Below are 21,113 nucleotides of genomic sequence, written 5' to 3'. Positions count from 1 at the left end.
AGCGACAACGACCTCGACGACAACGACCTCGACGACCCCTGGGGGAACGGTGACCGGCGCAACGGCGGAGTCCATCGAATCGGCACAGCAGCTCACCGTGGCCTGGCGCGCCCTGGTGCTCGACCGCGATGCGGACGCGGATGTACGGGACCTCCCCGGCATCGCCGTCCGCTGGGCCGACTGCCGATTCTCGTTCTACAACTGCATCACTCTGACCGAGCCGGGAGCGGGAGCCGATCTCGTCGCGCAACGCCTGAGCCAGGCGGCGGACATCATGCGCACGAAGCGGCACCCGGGCTTCCTGTGGCTCTTCGAGGACCTCCTCGACGCCGAGGCCCGCACCGCGCTGCCCACGGCGGCCGAGCAGGCCGGTCTGCAGTACGCCTTCCCCGGCACGGGCATGGCCGGAGACCTGCTCCCCGTCCCCGACCCGGCCCACCCCGACCTGACGTTCGTACGCGTGCGTAGCGACGAGCACTTGCGGGCCTACGCGGACCTCCAATCGCGCGCTTACGGCTTCCCCCTGGAAGAAGGCCGCGACGGCCTGGTGGGCTCCGCGCACTGGACGAGCGAGATGTACGCCTACTTGGCCCTGCGGGGCGACGTGCCGGTGGCGTGCGCCGCGACGGTCGAAGCGCAGGACCGCCTTTTCGTCGCCTTCGTCGCCACCGACCCGCAGTGGCAGCGCAGGGGCTACGGCGAGGCCGTCACGCGCAAGGCGCTGCACGAGGGCGCCCGGGCCACCGGCCTGACCCGCGCCACCCTGCATGCGACCGTCGCCGGGGCTCCCGTATACCCGCGCATCGGTTTCCTGCCGAACTCGCCCATCCACTTCTACAACTTGGCGGAGTGAGCCACAGCTGAAGTCCGCCGCTGTCTCACTTCGGGATGGAGGACAGCAGTGCGTCGCGCTCAGGCTGCTCGAAGTGCTGCTCGATGGCTGTGCGAACCGCTTCCGGAGCGGCCTTGGCCATCTCTGCGAGGACCTTCCCTCTGAGCGTGGCGGGGGCCCACGCCAAGGCGTAGACGAGGGTGTCGGCCCACTCCGCGTTCGCGGCGGTCAGGGCGCCGCCATGGGCCCAGAGCCAGTCCGGGTCGTAGTCGCGGAACGTCAACGGGGTGTCGCTGGGGCCGATACCGGCGAGCGCGAGCTCCTTGGCCAGGGTGAGGGCGGGCCCGTCCACTGGGGCTCCGACGGCGTCCACCACAAGCAGCCTCTCGTGCAGTAGCAGAGCCGCGCTGTTGAGCAGGGAGGACGAGGGGCGGCGCGGGTCCGGGGTCTTGTCCAGCCACTCCCGGCGCCCGGCCACCGAGCCCGCCAGGAGTTCGGCTCCCGCGGCGTTCCGCTCGTTGGTGAAGAAGTCGTAGGCCGCCCGCACCAGGTGTGGGTCCTCGGCGCTCAGCAGACCGGCCACGGCCTGGCTCAGTGCCGTCTGTTCGGGGCCGAGAAGGCGGTGGAGCCGGGTGAGCCACCGGGCGTGCAGTTCGACACCGGGCGGATCGAACGGCGGGCGCAGGGCTGCCTCGACGACCAGAGCACCCCAATCAGTAGCCTCATCCAGCTCCACGCCGTCGAGTGCGGAGGGGAGTTCGAAGTCGGGGTGCCCGCCGCACACCCAGTCCGTGAACGCCGGGTTCAGGTCGTCCGACTCGGACCCGATCCGGTAGCTCCAGACCGTGTCCCGCCGGTGGCATCCGCAGGCGTAGCGCCGGTGCTCTCCGTCCGGCAGCACTTCCGACCGCACCGGTTCACCGCAGGCCGTGCAACGCAGCGCGTTGCATCCTACGAGGGACGCCCAGCCGAACTCGAACGGCTGCGTCGGCAGCCAGAAGCGCGCGCCCACCAACTCGGGGTAGGGACCACAGAATTTCGTCATGCCCTGGTTCCCGTTCCCGTTCCCGTTCCCGTTCCCGTACCCGTTGCCGTTCCTGGTCCGGTTCCTGTTCCTGAATGCGTCGGTTCCCCGGGGAACCTGCCGTCCACGCCACAGGCTCGCAGTTCGTCCTCGGTGAGGGGCTTGATATTCCGGTACATCCCCTGCGTCGGATCGTACTCACAGCCGAACGGCTCGGCTGCGGCCATGATCTCGACGAGGGTGTGGTGACTGGCCCCGACGAGGAACGCGATGGACGCGAGCCGGGCGCCGTACTTGTCCGCATTGAGCGCCTTGGCGGCACTCATCATCGTGTTGGTCGTGCCGGACGGTCCGCCGCCGAGGGGCAGGCTGAGCTTGCGCTGCGCCTCTACCCAGGTGTTCTTCTCGTTGATCATCCAGACCTTCGCACCGGCGAGCCACTTCAGAGCGTCCTGCTGCATGTCCCAGCCCGGGTCGTCCTTCGTGTGCACCGCCTTCTGCCGGTCACTGAACTCAAGACCGGTCTGCGCGACCGTATGCCCGGTGCGCCCGGTCTCGCCGGGGTCCTGGTCGGGGTGCAGAGCCTTCAGCACCTCGTTGCGCCGGACTCGCGCGTCCAACTGGTGTTCCACCGCCGAGCCCGGGGGAACGGGCGCGATGTCACGGGTCGTGACGCTCGCGGGACTGCCACCGGCCTTCATCATCGCGCGACGGCGGTCCTGCAGGAAGGGCATGTTCAACCGAGCCTCCTTCATGCGCTGGTCGATCTCCTCCCGCTTCGCGGAACTGGCGAGGTCCCGGGCCAGCACCTCGGTGAAGAAGCGCACGATATGGGTGTATTGCTCGCTCAGAGTGCCTTCGTCGAAGACGGCCATCACATCGGCGATCGCGGTACCGACGAAGCCCGACTTCTCGACACCTTCCTGACCGACCGTGTTGAAGATCTCGGCCAGCTGCTGATCGGCGTGATCCCAAGCGCCGCCCACCCCGCTTCGGATGTACGCCTTGGCCTTCGTCGCCATATCGGCCATGGCGCCCTTGGCGGCGGCGTGCGAGGAGGCCTTGGCCGCGAGCTTGCGCTCGAATGCCATCGCCTCTGCTTCGAACGCCGGGTCCGCGGCCCTCGACTGCCCGCTGGTGTTGGCGCCCAGCGTCAGGCCCTCCTCCGTACGCTGCACCGACAAGGAGGCCACGGCACCGCTGCGCGCCGTGGCGTGCACCCGCTGCACCGGGAGCTGCTGCCCTTCCCCGACGTCTCCGCCCCCAGCCCGCTCCGAGGTCCCTAAGTGCCCGGAACGTCGGAGCATCTCCACCAGGGCCCCGTTGCCCATGCCGCGCTGCAGAGCCATCAGCCCCGGTTCAGGCTGGCCGGCCCGCTGCGCTCGTCCATGCACCGATGGACGCCCCTCCTGGGCGTGGCCCGACTTTCCACTGTCTCGCTTGTAGTCCATGGCTCCACTTCTCGCAGCCGGCGCCCGGTCACAGGCCGTCGATTCCTTCAAGGAACCTATGTCCGGGCGGTAGTTCGGGCTACGGATCCAAGGGCACACTCTGGTGGTCCATCGGGCAGCCGCAAGAAGGCCGCAGTCGCCACCATCCCCCCTGCTTGGCGCTGTTGAACGCGGCGCTCATCGAGACGATCGACGCATGGGGCACGCAGCTCGGCCGCACGCCGGCATCCTTCGGCAAGGCCGACAGCAGCCCGGCCGAACGCTACGAATCCATGTGGCCCAGGGCCGTCGTGGCCTGGCGGCGCTGCTGCGCGGCACACCGGAGGAGGACGTCGACGACGCAACTGCCCGCACCCTGGGCGCGGCCCAGATGGCCCTGTTCACCGGCCTGATGACGCAGTGGCTGACCGATCCCGGCCAGGCCTCCACTGCATCTGAGGTCGTCGCCGGCCTGCGCGCCCTCACCGGCATCGTCGACGCACACGCGTAGGGGCGCACGCGACGAGGGAGGGACCGGGTCTTCACCGAGATCACTGAACTGCTGTGATCTCCGAGGCGCGCGTCAGGCGTTGAGGTCCGTGTTCGGCACCGTCCACACGGGCGAGCCTCACCAGCGAGGAAACCAACGTGACTTGAGAACGGTCACGTCGCGAGGGCCCCGCACACGGTTCGCCCGCCCCGCGTGTGAGCGCTGATGCTGTTGTTGGCAGTGTCGAAGACCGCGTCCCCTCGAAGTGATCGTCGCTGAGGTTCGAGGTGTAGCCCGGCGAGTGACCATGTCGAACCCGTGCGCGTGCGGACCGCCTTTGAGCGCCAGCCGATCCGGGCGGCGAGCCTTGAGAGCGAGGGCTTCGTCCAGCACGCAACACTCTGTGTGCCCCGCTACAGCCAATCCCGCCGCTTGAAGATGAAGTACAGGCTCACGCAGACCGCCGCCATCAGCAGGATCGCGAAGGGGTAACCGGCCGCCCACTTGAGCTCGGGCATCGTCTCGAAGTTCATCCCGTAGATCGTTCCCACCAACGTGGGTGCAAACAGAATGGCCGCCCACGACGAGATCTTCTTGATCTCCTCGTTCTGTTCGAAGCCTGCCTCCGCCAGTGCGCGCATCTCCGCGTTCTGCTGCTGTGTGACCAGGGTCGCGTTGACCGTGAGGATGTCGGTCAGGGCCTGGCGGAAGCCGTCCACTCGTTCGCTGGTGTGGGTGACGTGGTCGGCGACGTCGCGTAGGTAGCGTTGGAGTTCCTCGTCCGTGTCGTACTTCGCGAAGCCTGCCATCAGGGCGTGCAGCATGCCGACCAGGGGGCGGGTGGCGCGCTGGAACTCGACCATTTCGCGGGAGAGTTCGTAGATACGGCGGGAGACCTCCGGATCGCCTCGGAACACCTCGATCTCGATCTCGTCGATGTCGTTCTGGACGCCGGAGACGACCGGGGCGTAGCCGTCGACGACCGCGTCGAGGATCGCGTAGAGCACCGCTTCGGGGCCGAGCTTGAGGAGGTCGGGGGAGTCCTCCATGCGGCGGCGGACCGCAGTGAGGTCGGGGGCCGCGCCGTGCCGGACCGTGATGACGAAGTCGGGGCCGACGAAGACGTGCAGCTCGCCGAAGTCGACCTCCTCGGGGGCGTCGAGGTAGCGGGCGGCGCGCAGGACGACGAAGAGTGTTTCGCCGTAGCGTTCCAGTTTCGGGCGCTGGTGGGCTTCCATGGCGTCCTCGACGGCCAGCTCGTGCAGGTCGAACTCGGCGGCCAGGGAGACGAGTTCGGACTCCGTCGGGCGGGCCAGGCCGATCCACGCCATGCCGTCCGGCTGGTCGCGCAGCTCACGGAAGGTGTCCGCGAGGGAGGTGGGGGTCGCCACGCGGACGCCGTCGCGGTACAGCGCCGCCTGGACGACGGTGTCCGCGTTCGCGCGGGCTGCGGCCTCCGGGGAGCCTGGGGTCGGCTCCGCGTCCCGGGAGCCGTCGGGGCCCTTCGGGTTCTTGGCGGCAGGGGGCGCCGGAGGGCGTGTCATGCGACGCCATCCTTGCTTCTTCGCGGTCGGTGGTGTCGGACGGGCTCGGCGTTCCGCCATGCTCGCCGCCTCCTGTATCGGGCCTCTGTCGGGCGCTTGTCCTGTGGGCCCGGCGTGGAGTGGTCGCGGAGTGGTCACCGAGCAGGATAGGTGGGGCGCGGTGGTGGGAGGCCGAGGCGGCGGTGGGGTGGGGTGGTGTGTCGAGGGGGGTGTGTGTCGAGGGGTGTGTGTCGAGGGGGGGGCGGCGGGGATGGCTGACTGTCTCCGGGGTGGCGTGTCGGGTGTACGGGTGTGTCGGGTGGGTCGGGGTGTCCCGGGGCGTTGGAGTCGCGGAACGGTTCTGTCCGCAAGTCCCGCTAGCGTGCCGTCCATGACGAAGACGACGACCCGGTCCCCGGCGAGCACCGCCCCCGTACTGGACGCGCGTGCCCTCAACCGGGCCACCCTCGACCGGCAGCTTCTCCTGCGCCGGTCCCGTGAGCTGTCCGTCACGGACGCCGTCGCCCATCTCGTCGGTCTGCAGGCGCAGAACGTCAAGCCGCCGTACTACGCCCTCGCCGCGCGCCTCGCGGAGTTCGACCCCGCCGAGCTCTCCGCGCTCCTGGAGTCGCGCGAGCTGGTCCGCATGGTCACCCTGCGTTCAACCATCCATCTGCACACCGCCTACGACGCCCGTACCTTGCGGCCGCTCGTGCAGGTCGCCCCCGAACGGGAGCTCTCGGCGTTCGTAGAGGGCTCGACGGCGTCGACCTGACCGAACTCGCCGAGATCGCCCGCGAGGCCGTCGACACGGAGCCCCGCACGATGAAGCAGCTCCGCGAGGTCCTGCTCGTCCGGTGGCCCGACGCCGACCCGCAGTCCCTCGCCGTCGCCGCCCGGTGCACACTCCCGCTCGTGCAGGTCACCCCGCGCGGGCTGTGGCGGCGCAGCGGGCAGGTCGCCCTCACCACCGTCGAAAAGTGGCTCGGTGACGGCGACGGCGACGGGGGCGGGGGCGGGGGCGGTCGTCCAGCTGCGGAGCAGACCGCGCCCGCGCTCGACGCCCTCGTCCTTCGCTATCTCGCCGCCTTCGGGCCCGCCTCCGTCAAAGACATGCAGACCTGGGCCCGGCTCACCCGGATGCGGGAGGTCTTCGAGCGGCTGCGGCTCCGGCTGCGTACGTTCCGTGACGAGAGCGGCGTCGAACTCTTCGACCTGCCCGACGCGCCCCGCCCCGACGCGGACACCCCGGCCCCGCCCCGCTTCCTGCCCGAATACGACAACCTCCTCCTCTCCCACGCCGACCGCACCCGCGTCGTCCCCGCCGAGTACAAGGGCCGCACCTGGACGGGGAACCTCGCACACTGCGTCTTCCTCCTCGACGGGTTCCTGGCCGGGGTGTGGCGGCTGGCGGAGGATGCGAAGAGAGGAGGCGCCGTGCTGACCATCGAGCCGTTCGGGAGGCCGAGCCGGGCCCAGCGGGACGAGTTGACGCGGGAGGCGGAGCGGATGCTGACGACGATCGCCGAGACCTCGTCGTCGTACGACATCCGCTTCGGGGCACTCGTCGGTAACGGTACTTCTGCGGCACGGCTCCAGCGGTCTGCCTCAGCCGTAAGCCCTCAGCCGTAAGCCCTCAGGAAGGACAGTCGGTGACCAACACCCCCGAGAACATGTGCGGACGCCCCGGCCCCGGCGTCGAGCCGACCACCGCCGACCGTGCCTGGCTGGCCGTGGCCTGTCAGCTTGCGACCGAGTGCCCGCCGTCGCGTACCGAGTTCTCCGCCGGTGTGGTCGTCCTCGCCGACGACGGCACCGAACTCGCCCGCGCCTACTCGCGTCAGCACGAACCCCACCAGCATGCCGCGGAAGGCGCCCTCGCCCAGATCGCCCCCGGCGACCCGCGTCTGCCCACGGCCACGGTCTACAGCTCGGCCGGACCGTGCGCCGAGCGGGGGCCGGGGCTCCGTCCGTGTGCCGAGTTGATCCGCGAGGCCGGGATCCGGCGTGTGATCACCGCGTGCCGGGAGCTTCACACCGACGGCGCGTCCGGCACCGACGGCGCGTCCGGCACCGACGGGACCGAGCGCCTCGAGGCCGTCGGTGTCACCGTCATCGAACTGTCCGAGTACGCCGACGCAGCCAAGGCCCCGAACCAGCACCTGCTCTGAGCCTCAGCCCGCCTTCCGTTCCGCCAGGAACGCCTCCCACGTACGCGTGCCCACCGTCGCGCCCGCCGTGGCGAGGTTCTCCCCGGTCCGGTACGCGCGGCCGACCTTTCCCGGCATGCGGACCGGCATCAGGGGGCGCCGCCTGCCGGCCGAATCCAGGTACTGGCGCACCAGTTCGCCGAGTCCGTACACCTCCGGGCCCGAGAGATCGGCCACCAGGCCCGCCGGGTCGTTCAGCGTCAGCTCCACCAGGCGGGCCGCCACATCGCGGGCGTCCACCGGCTCCCACCGCATCCCGCCCGGCGCGGGAACGACGGGCAGCTTGCCCATCTTCTGTGCCACCGTCAGCGCCAGGTCGTGGAACTGGGCCGCCCGCAGCGTCGTCCACGGGATCCCTGACGCGGCCACCGCGCGCTCCGCGCCGAGCTTCGCGCGGAAGTACGCCAACGGGATCCGGTCCGCGCCGATCACGGAGATGTACACGAGGTGCCGAACCCCGGCCGTGCGTGCGGCGCGGACCAGGTTCTCGGTCGCCTCGTCGTCGCCCTTGGGGCCGCCCGCGAGGTGCAGCACCGTCTCGACCCCCTCCAGGGCGGTCGTGAGCGCGTCGCTGTCACCTTGCAGCAGGTCACAGGCGTGGTACTCGATGCCGACCGTCGGCTCGTGACTGTGCCGGGTCAGGATGCGGACGGGGTGGCCCGCCGCGCGCAGGAGCGGCACGACGTGGCTGCCGAGCGTGCCGGTGCCTCCGGTGACGAGGATGGGGGCAGGTGTCGGTGTCTTCATCGTTTTCTCCCTGACGTCTGACGTGCGACCTCTGACGTTCGGCCTCTGACGTTCGGCCTCTGACGTTCGACCACAGGCGGCCCCTCGGGGCGGCGCGCTGCCGGTCACTGCCATGACGCGCGGCCCGGCGGGACTGTGACAGGAACCGGCCGATCAGTTCCGACGGAGGCCCGGAGGAACATTTCTTGTACGCCAATTTCTCGTACGTCTGTCACATCTCTCCGTCGAGCTCCGTCAGGGCAATGACAGCAGCGATAAAGCCCTGAGGAGTTGTTGACCATGGATATGCGTGCTCTTACCGCAGAAGTACCGATGGTTCCGCGGATGCCGGAAGACCCTGCCCAGCTTGTTCCTGAGTTGGCGGACGTGTCGGCCGCGTTGTTCAAGGTCACCGGCAACGGTTCGGTGCCGCGGCCCACGATCGGTCTGGTGCAGCTGCGCGCCGGCCAGATAGTCGGCAGCACCTACCTCACCGTTCTGCACACCGGATTCCTGCGCAGGGGCGGGGAGTCGGAGGAGCGGATCACGTCGGTGGCGTCCTGGCAGGACTCGCCGTACTTCACCGGTGCCGAGCGGGCCGCGCTGGCGCTCGTGGAGGCCGTGCTTCAGCCGTCGGCAGGCGGTGAGCGGGTCTCCGACGCGCTGTACGCCGAGGTCGCGCAGCACTATGACGCCAAGGCGCTGGCCACCCTGATGTTCGCCATCGGTCAGGTCAACTTCTTCATCGCCGTGGCACTCGTCGCCAAGCCGGTGCCCGGTCGCTCCTTCACGGATCCCTGGAGCTGACACCACCGTTCGTGTGTGCCCCGTACGGGTCCGGAGCCGTACGGGGCACACACGCCCCCCCCGGCGCGTTCGCCGAGTGGCGGCCAAGCTGGCGGCCCTCGGCATCGGTCCGACGCCCGCTTAGGCTTCCCGCATGGAATTGCGGCAGCTCAGCTACTTCGTGACCGTCGCCGACGAGCTGCACTTCGGGCGGGCGGCCGAGCGGCTGCACATCGTCCAGTCCGCGGTCAGCCAGCAGATACGGCGCCTGGAGCGAGAGTTGGGCGCCGAGCTCTTCGACCGTTCGCCGCGCCACGTGCGGCTCACCGGTGCGGGGGAGCGGCTGCTGCCCGAGGCGCGGGCGGTGCTCGCCGCCGCCGAACGGGCGCGGGCCGCGGTCGCCCCGCCCGCCGGGCTGCGGCTCGCCACCAGTACCGGCCTCGGCGAGCACCTGGACCGCGTGCTCGCGGAGTTCGCGGTACGGGCGCCCGGGGTGCCGGTGGAGCTGGTGTCGGGCGGTGCGCGCGAGCGGATCGAACAGGTCGTCGACGGGCGGGCCGACGCCGCCTTCGTACGTTCCGCCTCCGTACGTTCCGCGGAGTCCGCGCCCGGCGTGCGGATCGTGCCGTTGTGGGACGACCCGCTGGTCGCCGTGGTCCCGGCCGGGCATCCGCTGGCCGCGGGGCCCGATGTGGCGCTCGGCGACCTCGCGGGACTGCCGCTGGCCATCACCGCGCGGCGCAACAACCCCGCCCTCGTGGACCTCGTCGTCGGGGCCTGCCATGATGCCGGGTTCGAACCGGTGCCCGGGCCGGTCGACGGCTCGTTGCAGGACCGGCTCGCCACGATCGGGGCGGGGGTCGTGCGGCAGTGGACGGTCGTGTACGCGGCGCACGCGCGCGTGCTGCACAGTCCGCGGGTGGCGTTCCTGCCGTTCCGCGCGCCGGGGCTCGCGCTCCCCACGGGGCTCGCCGTACGGGCCGCCGAGCCCTCGCCCGAGCTCGCTCACTTTCTCGCCGCCTGCGCGGCCGTGACGCCGGTGACCTTCGACGATCACGCATGCTGATCGCTGCGGTCGCGGGCTGCCCCCTTGGTCGCGGCCCGCGCCCGGGATGGACTGGGGGCATACCGAACGCCCCGGCCATGCCCATCGTCACCGTCCAGCAGGGTCCCCGCGGCATCGAGCTCAAGCGGGAGCGGGTCAAGCAGATCACCGACGCGTTCGTGGACGCGTACAAGATCCCGGCCGAGAGCGCGCACGTCTGGATCCACGAGACGCCCGCGGCCACTTCCCGCTCCGCCCCCCGGCCCGGCAGGGCTACGGCAACAGCCCCGCCCGCCGCGCCGCCACCACCGCCTCCAGGCGTGTGTGCGCGCCCAGTTTGCGCATGGCGGAGCGCAGGTAGCCCTTGACCGTTTCCGGGCGTAGTCCGAGACGTTCCGCTGCCGTCGCGTTCGTGACGCCCGCGGCCACGCAGGACAGGACGTCCAGTTCGCGGGGGGCCAGGGAGACGGGGCGGTCGTGGCCGTGGTCCGGGATGGTCGTCGCCGACTCCAGGCGGCCGCAGACCGACAGGAGTTCGGCTCGCAGCGACGGGTCGACGATGCGGGGGGCCAGGGCGCGGAGCGCGCCGTGTGCCTCGCGGACCTGTTCCCACGCGCCGGGGCCCGCCACCGGCTCCCGGGCCGCCGCGAGGAGGGACCGCACCTCGTCGCGTACGACGAGGGCCTGTTCCACGTCCCGGGCCGCGGCCACCGCCGCCGACAGCGTCCGGTCGCCGAGCGGCAGGGCCGTGCGCAGCGCGCCGTACAGCACTCCGCGCACCTGGCGGCGCACCACGACGGGCACCGCGAGCACCGATCGCAGTCCCTCGGCGGCGACCGCCGCGTCGTACTCGTGGCTGATGTGCCGCGACACCTGGTAGTCGGTGACCGCGCACGGCCGCGACAGGGCGACCGCCTTGCCGCCCAGGCCGTTCCCCGACGAGATGGCGAGCCCGCTCAGGGCGCGCGTGCCGGTGCCGCTCAGCTCGCCGATCCGCACCACGTGGCGCGCGTTCTCGAGGAGACCGCCGAACGCCACAGGGAGCCCCGTGCCGCGGCGCAACCGCAGCAGAGCGGCCCGCATTTCCACGGCCTCGCCGCCGTCAGCCGCCACGCGCTCGCCCCTTTGCTTCGCGACACCCCCGTCCGGGGGTAGTGAGACCCGCATCACGAATTACACGATGTTACGTAGCGTCCGGCAATGACGTTCGCGTGATCGAGTAGGGGTGCATATGACGATGACCGGGGCGAGCGCCACGGAGCAGTTCCGTACGGCACGGGACTTCCTCCTGCGGCACAGAGAGGACTACGCCGCCGCGTACGAGGGCTTCGCCTGGCCGCGGCCCGAACGGTTCAACTGGGCGCTGGACTGGTTCGACGTCATCGCCGACGGCAACGAGCGGACGGCGCTGCACATCGTGGAGGAGGACGGCCGAGAGGACCGCTACTCCTTCGCGCGGCTCTCGGCCCGCTCGAACCGCGTCGCCAACTGGCTGCGCTCGCACGGCGTCGGCGTCGGCGACCGCATCGTGGTGATGCTCGGCAACCAGGTCGAGCTGTGGGAGATCGCGCTCGCGGCGATGAAGCTGCGCGCCGTCGTCATCCCCGCGACACCGCTGCTCGGCCCCGCCGACCTGCGGGACCGCATCGAGCGGGGCCGCGCCCGGTACGTGGTCGTGCGCCCCGAGGACACCGCGAAGTTCGACGACGTACCCGGCGACTACGCGCGCGTCGTCGTCGGAGGCGAGTTCGGAGGCGAATCCGGAGGCGAATTCGGAGGCGGAGGCGCAGTCGGAGGCGAAGCCCCCGGCGAGGGCTGGCTGTCGTACGGCGGGGCCGATGACGCCCCCGAGGCCTTCGAGCCCGACGGCATCACCCTCGCCGACGACCCGCTGATGCTCTACTTCACCTCGGGCACCACCGCACGCCCGAAACTCGTCGAGCACACCCATGTGTCCTACCCCGTAGGCCACTTGGCGACGATGTACTGGATCGGCCTCAAGCCCGGCGACGTCCATCTGAATATCTCCTCGCCCGGCTGGGCCAAGCACGCCTGGTCGAACCTCTTCGCCCCGTGGAACGCCGAGGCCACCGTCTTCATCCACAACTACTCCCGCTTCGACGCGGGTCGGCTCATGGCGGAGATGGACCGGGCGGGCGTGACGTCGTTCTGCGCGCCGCCCACCGTGTGGCGCATGCTCATCCAGGCCGACCTGACCCAGCTGCGCACCCCGCCCCGCGAGGTCGTCGCCGCGGGTGAACCGCTCAACCCCGAGGTCATCGAGCAGGTGCGGCGCGACTGGGGCGTCACCATCCGCGACGGATTCGGGCAGACCGAGACCGCCGTACAGGTCGCCAACTCGCCGGGGCAGGAACTGAAGCCGGGCTCAATGGGCCGCCCCACGCCCGGCTTCGCCGTCGAGCTCCTCGATCCGGTGACCGGTGCGCCGGGCGCGGCGGAGGGGGAGATCTCCCTGGATCTCGGCACGGACCCCGTAGGCCTGATGGCCGGTTACCGCGGCGACCCCGAGCGCACCGCGGAGGCCATGGCGGGCGGCTACTACCGCACCGGCGACATCGGCTCCCGCGACGCCGACGGCTACATCACCTACGTCGGGAGGTCCGACGACGTATTCAAGGCCTCCGACTACAAGATCTCACCGTTCGAGCTGGAGAGCGCGCTCCTGGAGCACGAGGCGGTGGTCGAGGCGGCCGTGGTGCCCGCGCCGGACCCGGTGCGGCTCGCCGTCCCCAAGGCGTACGTGGTGCTGGCCGAAGGGTTCGAACCGGGCCCGGGCACCGCCAAGTTGCTCTTCGAGCACTCCCGCGCGGTGCTCGCCCCGTACAAGCGGCTGCGCCGTCTGGAGTTCGGCGCGCTGCCCAAGACCGTGTCCGGCAAGATCCGGCGCGTCGAACTCCGTGAGGCGACCGCCGCCGGATCGGGCGCGGAGTACCGCGAGGAGGACTTCCGGTGACTGAACCCTCTCCGGCGACTGGACTCTCTCCAGTGACCGAACTCTCCTACGCGCACGGGACGAGCGGCACGGCCCTGCTGGGCGACACCATCGGGCAGAACCTCGACCGGGCCGTGCGGGCCTGGCCGGACCGCGACGCGCTCGTGGACGTCGCCGCCGGTACCCGCTGGACGTACGCCGAGTTCGGCGCCGCCGTCGCACAGGTGGCGCGCGGGCTCCTCGGGTCGGGCGTGGCCAAGGGGGATCGCGTCGGGATCTGGGCGGTGAACTGCGCCGAGTGGGTGCTCGTGCAGTACGCCACCGCACGCGTCGGCGCCGTCATGGTGAACATCAACCCGGCTTACCGCGCCCACGAGTTGGAGTTCGTCCTCAACCAGGCGGGCGTGTCCGTCCTGGTCGCCACGCAGACCCACAAGAGCAGCGACTACCGCGCGCTCGTCGACGAGGTGCGGCCCCGCTGTCCCGGGCTGCGCGCCGTCCACTACGTCGGGGACGGCTCGTGGGACGTGCTCCTCGACGCCGCACGCGAGGTGGCCGACGAGCAACTGGCCGCTCGGGAAGCCGAGTTGAGCTGCGACGAACCGGTCAACATCCAGTACACCTCCGGCACCACCGGATTCCCCAAGGGGGCCACCCTCTCCCACCACAACATCCTCAACAACGGCTACTGGGTGGGCCGTACGGTCGGCTACAGCGAACAGGACCGGATCTGTCTGCCCGTGCCCTTCTACCACTGCTTCGGCATGGTCATGGGCAACCTCGGCGCCACCTCGCACGGCGCGTGCATCGTCATCCCCGCCCCGTCCTTCGACCCCGTCGCCACCCTGCACGCCGTCGAGCGGGAGCGCTGCACCTCGCTGTACGGGGTGCCGACGATGTTCATCGCGGAGCTGAACCTCGCCGACTTCGCGACGTACGACCTGAGTTCGCTGCGTACCGGCATCATGGCGGGCTCGCCCTGCCCCGTCGAGGTGATGAAGAGGGTCGTCGCCGAGATGCACATGGAGGAGGTGTCCATCTGCTACGGCATGACGGAGACCTCACCCGTCTCCACCCAGACGCGCCGCGCCGACGACCTGGAGCGGCGCACGGGCACGGTCGGCCGCGTCCTGCCGCACATCGAGGTGAAGGTCGTCGACCCCGCGACCGGTGTGACGCTCCCGCGCGGCGCCTCCGGTGAACTGTGCACCCGCGGCTACAGCGTGATGCTCGGCTACTGGGACGAGCCCGAACGGACCCGTGAAGTCATCGACTCCGGCCGCTGGATGCACACCGGCGACCTCGCGGTCATGCGCGAGGACGGCTACGTGCAGATCGTCGGCCGCATCAAGGACATGATCATCAGGGGTGGCGAGAACATCTACCCCCGCGAGATCGAGGAGTTCCTGTACGGCCACCCGAAGATCGCCGACGTCCAGGTGGTGGGCGTCCCCGACGAGCGTTACGGCGAGACGCCGCTGGCCTGCGTGATCCTGCGGGACCCCGGCGCCGGACTGACCCTGGAGGAGCTCAAGGCGTACTGCGAGGGGCAGTTGGCCCACTACAAGATCCCGGCCGGGCTGCGGATCCTGGAGTCCTTCCCCATGACGGTCTCCGGAAAGGTGCGCAAGATCGAGCTCAGGGAGCGGTACGGGCAGTGACGGGACCCTCGTCCCCGCCCCCGCCCCCGCCCCCGCCCCCGCCCCCGCCCCCGCCCTCGTCCCCGTCCCCGCCCTCGTCCCCGTCCTCGCCCTCGTCCTCGGCGAGGTCGCGGCGCATGCAGAGGCGGGGCCACCGGTCGAGGCCGAGCTCCGCCTCGTGTGCGCGGATGCCCCGCAGGGCCGGGGTGAGGTCGGCGTCCGCGAGCGGGCGGAAACCGATACGGGCGTAGTACGGCGCGTTCCAAGGGACGTCGGCGAACGTGGTCAGGGTCAGCGCGGCGGCGCCCCGCGCGCGGGCGCACCGCGCGACGTGCTCGATCAGGGCTCGGCCGACACCTCGACGGGCGGCGCGCGGGTGCACGGAGACCTGCTCGATGTGGAGCGCGTGGGCGTCCGGGAGGGGATCGGCGATCACATACGCGACCGGGGCGCCGTCATCGTCGACGGCGGCCCAGGCGAGCCCCGCCCGGCGGAAGCGGTCCAGCTCCTCGACGCCGGGCGGCTCGTCGTCCGCGATCGCCGCCATGCCGAGGGCGCGGAAGGGCTCACCCGCGGCGCGCTCGATGGCCTGGAGCGCGGGCAGGTCGGCGGCGGTGACGGGGCGGATGAGCATGCGCCGAGTATGCCCGGGCCAAAACCCCTTGTGCCGCGGAGTTCCGACCGGCGATCGTAGGCCGGTCCGTCCGCCGAATCCGTGAGGTGAGAGTGCGCCTGTCCAAGGCCGATGACCCCGAGAGGGCCAAGACCGGGAGGGCCGAGACCGGGATGGTCGGGGGCGAGAGGGGCGGGAGCGAGAGGGCGGGCGGGGCTGGGCGCGGGGTGGCCCCCGTGGCGCCGCCGCCCGGCCTGAGCCGCGGCATGGTGCTGCTGCTCGCCGTCACCTGCGGCGTGGCCGTCGGCAACGTCTACTTCCCACAGGCCGTCAGCCCGCTGGTCGCCGACGGCCTGAACGTGTCGGCCGATACGGCGGCGCTTGTCGTGACAGCCACCCAGTTCGGCTACGCGGGCGGCATCTTCCTCCTGGTGCCGCTCGCCGACCGCATACCGTACCGGCCGCTCATCGTCACGCTCCTCTCGCTGGCCGGGCTCGGCCTGCTCGGGGCGGGCTTCGCGCCCGGACTTTCCCCGCTGCTCGTGGCGAGCGTCCTCGTCGGTGTCACCACCGTGATCGCCCAGGTCATCGCGCCCACGGCGGCGGGTCTCGTGCCCGAGGAACGCCGCGGGGCCGTCGCAGGCACCCTGCTGAGCGGCTCGATCGGCGGCATGCTGCTCTCCCGCGTCTTCGGTGGCGCGGTCGGGGAGTGGCTGGGCTGGCGCGCCCCGTACCTGCTGACGTCGGCCGTCACCCTGCTCCTCGCGTGCGTCCTGGCCCGCGCGCTGCCGAGGTCGACGGCCCCGTCCCGGCAGCGCTACCCCGCGCTGCTCGCCGAGTCGTTCCGCCTGCTGCGCACCGAGCCGGACCTGCGCCGCTCCGGCTTCTACCAGGCGATGATCTTCGGCGGGTTCTCCGCCCTGTGGACCGGCGTCGCGCTGCTGCTCACCGGCCCTGAGTACGGGATGGGCGCGTCGGCGGTCGGAGTGCTCGCCCTGGTCAACGCGGCGACCATGATCTGTACGCCGGTGGCGGGGCGGCAGGTGGACCGGCGGGGCTCCGACGCGGTCAATCTGGTCTGCATGCTCGCCGTCCTGGTGGCCTCCGCCGTCCTCTTCGTCGGTGGCATCGGCGGAGTGGTGGGGCTCGTCGCCCTGGGGGCGGGGTCGCTGCTGCTCGACGTGGCGATGCAGTCGGGCACGGTCGCCAATCAGGTACGGATCTTCGGGCTGAGCGACGAGGCGCGGGCCCGGCTCAACACGGCGTACATGACCTGCGCCTATCTGGGCGGAAGCATCGGCTCCTGGCTCGCGGTACGGGCTTACGGCGCCTTCGGCTGGCCGGGGGTGTGCGGGCTCGTGGCGCTGCTGACCGCCCTGGCGCTCGCCCGGCACCTGGCGCACCTGGCGCAGGTGCGGGGCGCGAGCCGGGACGCGGTCACGCCCCGGCGGCGACCAGCTCGTCCGCCGCGCTGTTGACCGGCTGAGGTGTGCCGGTCAGGTCCATGGTGAACAGCGGCACGTCCAGGGTGTCCGCGCGGGTGCGGGCGCCGGCCGTGTACCCGGCGAGGGAGAAGCAGACGCAGGTGACGGGGGTCTCGCCCGCCTCGGTCATGGCGGTCAGCCACAGGCACTCGATGTCCCGCAGGGTGGTGGGCCGCAGCCCCGGCTCCACCTGCGCCAGCATGCCGCGCGCGGTGATCCGGGACCCCGAGGGCGGGCGCCGGGCGGCACTCCGCGTATTCAGATAGCCGAGCCAGCGCAGGTACAGCGCGGCCACGGTGACGGCGTCGCGGGCGTCGCGGATCGTGACGGGGCGGAAGGCGGGCCGGGAGCGCGGGGGCTCCGCCCCCTCGGGTGACGTAGCCGGAACCGCCGGAACCGCCGGAACCGCCGGAACCGCTGAAACGGCCGGAGTCGCCGGAGCCGCTGAAACGCCCGGAGTCGCCGGAGCCGCTGGAGCCACCGGAATGCGCAGAATCGCCCCGCAAGCGCAGCCCAGCTCCGGCTGGGGCCACTGGCCGCCGCGCCCGCAGGCCCCGCAGCGCACCGTGACCCACTCGTTCGCCCAGGTCGGGTCCGTGACCGGGACCGGTGCGGCGTCCCGGGCCACGGGTGGGGTCACCCGGGCGCCGCACGCGCAGGGATAGGCCGGGGGAGCGTACAGATGCTCGCGCCGGCAGTCCGGGCACCGTATCGGCGTACCACCGTCCGTCACCGTCACCACCGCCTGCCTCGGGCCGTCTCCCCTCATCCTCCACCCAAGGAGTGCCCGGCGGCTGCAAGTTGAGTCAACGGGTGAACTGGGTTCGATGGGGGCGTTCGTCGGATCTCTCTTGACGGTCTCCGGCGCGCCCGCTTACATTGCTTCCATATAGCAGAACAAACTTTTCACAATGCGGAAACAGGAGCTCACCGCGGGGCGCGACGGGAGCCGGATCCGCCAGCCGAATCCGGCAGCCGAAGTGCTGTCGAAGCTGTCGAAGCAGGAGAACCCCATGGCTCGTATGACCGCTGCCCGCGCGGCAGTTGAGATCCTCAAGCGCGAAGGCGTCGTCAACGCGTTCGGTGTGCCGGGCGCCGCGATCAACCCCTTCTACAAGGCGCTCAAGGAGGGCGGTGGCATCGACCACACCCTCGCCCGCCACGTCGAGGGCGCCTCGCACATGGCCGAGGGCTACACCCGGGCCAACCCGGGCAACATCGGTGTCTGCATCGGTACGTCGGGCCCGGCCGGCACCGACATGATCACCGGTCTGTACTCCGCGATCGGCGACTCGATCCCGATCCTCTGCATCACCGGTCAGGCGCCGACGCATCTCCTGCACAAGGAGGACTTCCAGGCCGTCGACATCGCGACGATCGCCAAGTCGGTCACGAAGATGGCCGTCACCGTCCTGGAGGCCGCGCAGGTCCCCGGCGTCTTCCAGCAGGCGTTCCACCTGATGCGCTCAGGCCGGCCGGGCCCGGTCCTCATCGACCTGCCCATCGACGTCCAGCAGACCGAGATCGAGTTCGACCCGGAGACGTACGAGCCGCTGCCGGTCTACAAGCCGTCCGCGACCCGCGCGCAGATCGAGAAGGCGATCACCTTCCTGGTCGAGTCCGAGCGTCCGCTGATCGTCGCGGGCGGCGGCATCATCAACGCCGACGCGTCCGACCTGCTCGTCGAGTTCGCCGAGCTCACCGACACGCCTGTCGTGCCGACCCTGATGGGCTGGGGCACGATCCCCGACGACCACGACCTGAACGCGGGCATGGTCGGCCAGCAGACCGGCCACCGGTACGGCAACGCGACGTTCCTGGAGTCGGACTTCGTCCTCGGCATCGGCAACCGCTGGGCCAACCGTCACACCGGCTACGCGCTGGACGTGTACACCGAGGGCCGCAAGTTCGTCCACGTCGACATCGAGCCGACCCAGATCGGCAAGATCTTCGCCCCGGACTACGGGATCGCCTCCGACGCCAAGGTCGCCCTCGAACTCTTCGTCGAGGTCGCCAAGGAGCTCAAGGCGGCCGGTAAGCTGCCCGACCGCTCCGCGTGGGTCGCCTCGCACCTGGAGCGCAAGGAAACCCTCCAGCGCCGCACGCACTTCGACAACATCCCCATGAAGCCGCAGCGCGTCTACGAGGAGATGAACAAGGCGTTCGGCAAGGACACGCGCTACGTCACGACGATCGGCCTCTCGCAGATCGCCGGCGCGCAGATGCTGCACGTCTACAAGCCGCGCCACTGGATCAACTGCGGCCAGGCGGGCCCGCTCGGCTGGACCATCCCGGCCGCGCTCGGCGTCGCGAAGGCCGACCCGGACACGCAGGTCGTCGCCCTCTCCGGTGACTACGACTTCCAGTTCATGATCGAGGAACTGGCGGTCGGCGCGCAGCACCGCATCCCGTACGTCCACGTCCTGGTGAACAACGCCTACCTGGGTCTGATCCGGCAGGCGCAGATCGGTCTGGACATCAACTTCCAGGTCAACCTGGAGTTCGAGAACCAGAACAGCCCCGAGCTCGGCGTCTACGGCGTCGACCACGTCAAGGTCGCCGAGGGCCTGGGCTGCAAGGCGATCCGCGTGACCGACCCGAGCGAGCTGGGCACGGCCCTGGAGCAGGCCAAGAAGCTCGCCCAGGAGTACCGGGTGCCGGTCGTCGTCGAGGCGATCCTGGAGCGCATCACGAACATCGCGATGAGCAAGACCGCCGACATCAGTGACGTCTCCGAGTTCGAGGAGATCGCCACGGAGCCGGGCCACGCGCCCACGGCGATCCGCCCCTTGAAGGTCTGACCCGCACCACCCCACAGACAGGGGCGGCCCACCCGTGGGGGGTGGACCGCCCCTTTGGCGTGCGCGGGGCGATGTCAGTGCCGGGCGGCACAATGCGGCGCATGCCGGTACGAGTGGACATGTCTTTGGATTGGCAACTTCGCGAGGTGAGCGGAGAGGTCGCTGATGAGAAGGTGCGTGCGGCGATATCCGCCGTGGTGACGCACATGCACAGCGGGACTGGCAACAAGCGTCGCGGTGGCAAGGAGCTGGTGCGTCTACTCGCTCTGGCGCGGGAGACTGCCGCTCGCACGGGGGAGTGGGAGGCGGTTCGGCAACTGCACGACTCGATCGCCTATGCGGAGGGGCGAATCCTCCAGCAGGACTTCGAGGAGAGGTACCGCCTCTTCCAGGACGGGTTGCGCGATGAGGGCAGTCGCGACTTTCTCGCGCGCACGATGTGGGCGACACACCACTGGATGGTCTCCGCCGCTCGGCAGTTCATGAAAGAGCATCCTGGCGCCACAGCAGCGGAGCTGGTGGAGCATTACAGAGCCCAGGGGGAAGATGCTCGATTCCTGGAAGCTCCTGACGAACGCCCCGGCCGCTATGTCATTCCTCGCGGCCGTGCGGAGACCGCCATCTGGCTGGAGCGCATCCTGCGCGACGGTCGGATCCTCGTTGAGGATCCGGCTGAGGAGGCCCGAAGGATTGCCACATCGCCGGAGGCGCTCGCACTGCTCGCAGCCGACGATGAGGGGCAACTGATTCTTCAGGCCGCGGAGTTGCGACGTAGGGCTGCGGGGCTCGAGGAGTTGCGTGCGGTCGTCGAGGACCCCGGCGCGTCCGAGAGTGACCTCCAGCGGGCCCTGGAAGGGCAGTACTGGATCTTCGGCGGCCGCTTCGTCGGCGAGGCCACGCGCCGCAGGCTCGTCCCGGGCGACGAGCTGGACATCCCCTTGATCCGCGGCGACGGAGGCTTGCAAGTAGTGGAGCTGAAGAGGGCGATGAGCCTGAAGGGCCCGTTGGTCAAGAGGCACCGCAACGCCTGGGTCCCCACCGCCCATGTGCACGATGCTGTGGGCCAGGCAGTGAACTACCTCGTTGGCCTGGACGAGGGTCGTGAGCGCGTCCGCGAGGAGTTCGACATCGAGACGCGCCGGGCCAGTGCCATCGTCTTGATCGGTCATCCCGGGCTTCAGCCCGATGTGCCGGAAGCCGACATCGGTGAGGCGCTGCGCACGTTCAATACCCACGTGAACCGCGTCGAGGTGCTCACCTACAAGGAGCTTCTCGACAACGCCTACCGCTCCTTCGCCACCCCCGCACCAACAGAAGAGCGCCGAGTACGGGACCGTCCGTACTCGGCGCTCTGGCCATGAGGTCTGGAGTTGTGACCGCCCGACAGCGCGCGACTGGCGAAACATGCATACGTGCTGCCGGGCGGAGTCTGTGGCGGCCCTCTATAGCCCCCTGTAAGGGGGACAAGGGGGGCTTCGGCTGGGACCGCGGCGGGTGCGACGGGCCTGGGGTTTCCCTCTCTCAGGTCGAGAAGGAAGCCGTCGGGCCTTTACCAC

Annotated in this window: 18 protein-coding genes and 1 pseudogene; 12 read left to right on the top strand and 7 right to left on the bottom strand. The window is 70.6% G+C overall.

Annotated elements, in window-relative coordinates; genetic code table 11:
• Positions 1 to 49 precede the first annotated feature (49 nt).
• Positions 50 to 853, top strand: a complete 804-nt coding sequence (locus ABZ953_RS28420; protein WP_361729271.1) for a GNAT family N-acetyltransferase — start codon at positions 50 to 52, stop codon at positions 851 to 853.
• A 25-nt stretch (positions 854 to 878) separates the two neighbouring features.
• Here ABZ953_RS28420 and ABZ953_RS28415 read toward each other — a convergent pair whose 3' ends face one another.
• Together ABZ953_RS28415 and ABZ953_RS28410 are read right to left on the bottom strand one after the other, a co-directional pair.
• On the bottom strand, positions 879 to 1,877 hold the full coding sequence (locus ABZ953_RS28415) for a hypothetical protein (RefSeq protein WP_361729268.1): 999 nt from the start codon (positions 1,875 to 1,877) through the stop codon (positions 879 to 881).
• Positions 1,874 to 3,307, bottom strand: a complete 1,434-nt coding sequence (locus ABZ953_RS28410) for a hypothetical protein (protein ID WP_361729266.1) — start codon at positions 3,305 to 3,307, stop codon at positions 1,874 to 1,876. Before ABZ953_RS28410 ends, ABZ953_RS28415 begins: the two co-directional genes overlap by 4 nt.
• Positions 3,308 to 3,503: 196 nt before the next feature.
• On the opposite strand from ABZ953_RS28410, the gene ABZ953_RS28405 reads away from it, so the two are divergent.
• On the top strand, positions 3,504 to 3,797 hold the full coding sequence (locus ABZ953_RS28405; protein WP_361729263.1) for a hypothetical protein: 294 nt from the start codon (positions 3,504 to 3,506) through the stop codon (positions 3,795 to 3,797).
• 392 nt (positions 3,798 to 4,189) lie between these two features.
• On the opposite strand, the gene ABZ953_RS28400 is transcribed toward ABZ953_RS28405, so the two are convergent.
• On the bottom strand, positions 4,190 to 5,380 hold the full coding sequence (locus tag ABZ953_RS28400) for a magnesium and cobalt transport protein CorA (protein WP_361729260.1): 1,191 nt from the start codon (positions 5,378 to 5,380) through the stop codon (positions 4,190 to 4,192).
• 310 nt (positions 5,381 to 5,690) lie between these two features.
• On the opposite strand from ABZ953_RS28400, the pseudogene ABZ953_RS28395 reads away from it, so the two are divergent.
• Positions 5,691 to 6,931 (top strand): annotated as a pseudogene (locus tag ABZ953_RS28395) (winged helix DNA-binding domain-containing protein).
• Between the two features lie 20 nt (positions 6,932 to 6,951).
• Positions 6,952 to 7,470 carry a hypothetical protein gene (locus ABZ953_RS28390; protein WP_361729257.1) on the top strand — a complete coding sequence of 173 codons (519 nt, stop codon included), beginning with the start codon at positions 6,952 to 6,954 and terminating at the stop codon, positions 7,468 to 7,470.
• 3 nt (positions 7,471 to 7,473) lie between these two features.
• Here the strand turns inward: ABZ953_RS28390 and ABZ953_RS28385 are convergent, their stop codons facing one another.
• Positions 7,474 to 8,256, bottom strand: a complete 783-nt coding sequence (locus ABZ953_RS28385; protein WP_361729254.1) for an SDR family oxidoreductase — start codon at positions 8,254 to 8,256, stop codon at positions 7,474 to 7,476.
• Between the two features lie 279 nt (positions 8,257 to 8,535).
• On the opposite strand from ABZ953_RS28385, the gene ABZ953_RS28380 reads away from it, so the two are divergent.
• From ABZ953_RS28380 to ABZ953_RS28370, 3 genes are all read left to right on the top strand, one after another.
• On the top strand, positions 8,536 to 9,042 hold the full coding sequence (locus tag ABZ953_RS28380) for a carboxymuconolactone decarboxylase family protein (RefSeq protein ID WP_361729252.1): 507 nt from the start codon (positions 8,536 to 8,538) through the stop codon (positions 9,040 to 9,042).
• A 133-nt stretch (positions 9,043 to 9,175) separates the two neighbouring features.
• Entirely contained in the window at positions 9,176 to 10,087 is a 912-nt protein-coding gene (locus ABZ953_RS28375; RefSeq protein ID WP_361729249.1) for a LysR family transcriptional regulator, read from the top strand.
• Entirely contained in the window at positions 10,081 to 10,434 is a 354-nt protein-coding gene (locus ABZ953_RS28370; RefSeq protein WP_361729246.1) for a tautomerase family protein, read from the top strand. The genes ABZ953_RS28375 and ABZ953_RS28370 overlap by 7 nt, the downstream gene beginning before the upstream one ends.
• Here ABZ953_RS28370 and ABZ953_RS28365 read toward each other — a convergent pair.
• Positions 10,340 to 11,149 (bottom strand): helix-turn-helix transcriptional regulator, encoded by an 810-nt coding sequence (locus ABZ953_RS28365; RefSeq protein WP_361729354.1) that lies wholly within the window; start codon positions 11,147 to 11,149, stop codon positions 10,340 to 10,342. The two genes, ABZ953_RS28370 and ABZ953_RS28365, sit on opposite strands and share 95 nt — an antisense overlap.
• Positions 11,150 to 11,303: 154 nt before the next feature.
• Here ABZ953_RS28365 and ABZ953_RS28360 point away from each other — a divergent pair, with 154 nt between their 5' ends.
• Positions 11,304 to 13,040 carry an AMP-binding protein gene (locus ABZ953_RS28360; protein WP_361729351.1) on the top strand — a complete coding sequence of 579 codons (1,737 nt, stop codon included), beginning with the start codon at positions 11,304 to 11,306 and terminating at the stop codon, positions 13,038 to 13,040.
• A 32-nt stretch (positions 13,041 to 13,072) separates the two neighbouring features.
• Entirely contained in the window at positions 13,073 to 14,680 is a 1,608-nt protein-coding gene (locus tag ABZ953_RS28355; RefSeq protein WP_361729243.1) for an AMP-binding protein, read from the top strand.
• Here ABZ953_RS28355 and ABZ953_RS28350 read toward each other — a convergent pair.
• Entirely contained in the window at positions 14,658 to 15,293 is a 636-nt protein-coding gene (locus tag ABZ953_RS28350; protein WP_361729240.1) for a GNAT family N-acetyltransferase, read from the bottom strand. The two genes, ABZ953_RS28355 and ABZ953_RS28350, sit on opposite strands and share 23 nt — an antisense overlap.
• Positions 15,294 to 15,538: 245 nt before the next feature.
• Here ABZ953_RS28350 and ABZ953_RS28345 point away from each other — a divergent pair, with 245 nt between their 5' ends.
• Positions 15,539 to 16,750: an MFS transporter gene (locus ABZ953_RS28345; protein WP_361729348.1), complete on the top strand. Its 1,212-nt coding sequence runs from the start codon at positions 15,539 to 15,541 to the stop codon at positions 16,748 to 16,750.
• Here the strand turns inward: ABZ953_RS28345 and ABZ953_RS28340 are convergent.
• Positions 16,710 to 17,051: a hypothetical protein gene (locus ABZ953_RS28340; RefSeq protein ID WP_361729237.1), complete on the bottom strand. Its 342-nt coding sequence runs from the start codon at positions 17,049 to 17,051 to the stop codon at positions 16,710 to 16,712. The two genes, ABZ953_RS28345 and ABZ953_RS28340, sit on opposite strands and share 41 nt — an antisense overlap.
• Before the next feature lie 718 nt (positions 17,052 to 17,769).
• Here ABZ953_RS28340 and gcl point away from each other — a divergent pair.
• Complete coding sequence (gene gcl / locus ABZ953_RS28335; RefSeq protein WP_361729345.1) at positions 17,770 to 19,557, top strand: glyoxylate carboligase; 1,788 nt, start codon at positions 17,770 to 17,772, stop codon at positions 19,555 to 19,557.
• 101 nt (positions 19,558 to 19,658) lie between these two features.
• A complete protein-coding gene (locus ABZ953_RS28330; protein WP_361729234.1) occupies positions 19,659 to 20,918 on the top strand; it encodes a Shedu anti-phage system protein SduA domain-containing protein in 1,260 nt (419 codons plus the stop codon).
• Positions 20,919 to 21,113 lie beyond the last annotated feature (195 nt).

Source organism: Streptomyces sp. NPDC046465 (assembly GCF_040646035.1).
Taxonomy (GTDB): domain Bacteria; phylum Actinomycetota; class Actinomycetes; order Streptomycetales; family Streptomycetaceae; genus Streptomyces.
The sequence above is the reverse complement of the archived record's forward strand: the minus strand, read 5'-3'. Positions and strand labels throughout refer to the sequence as shown.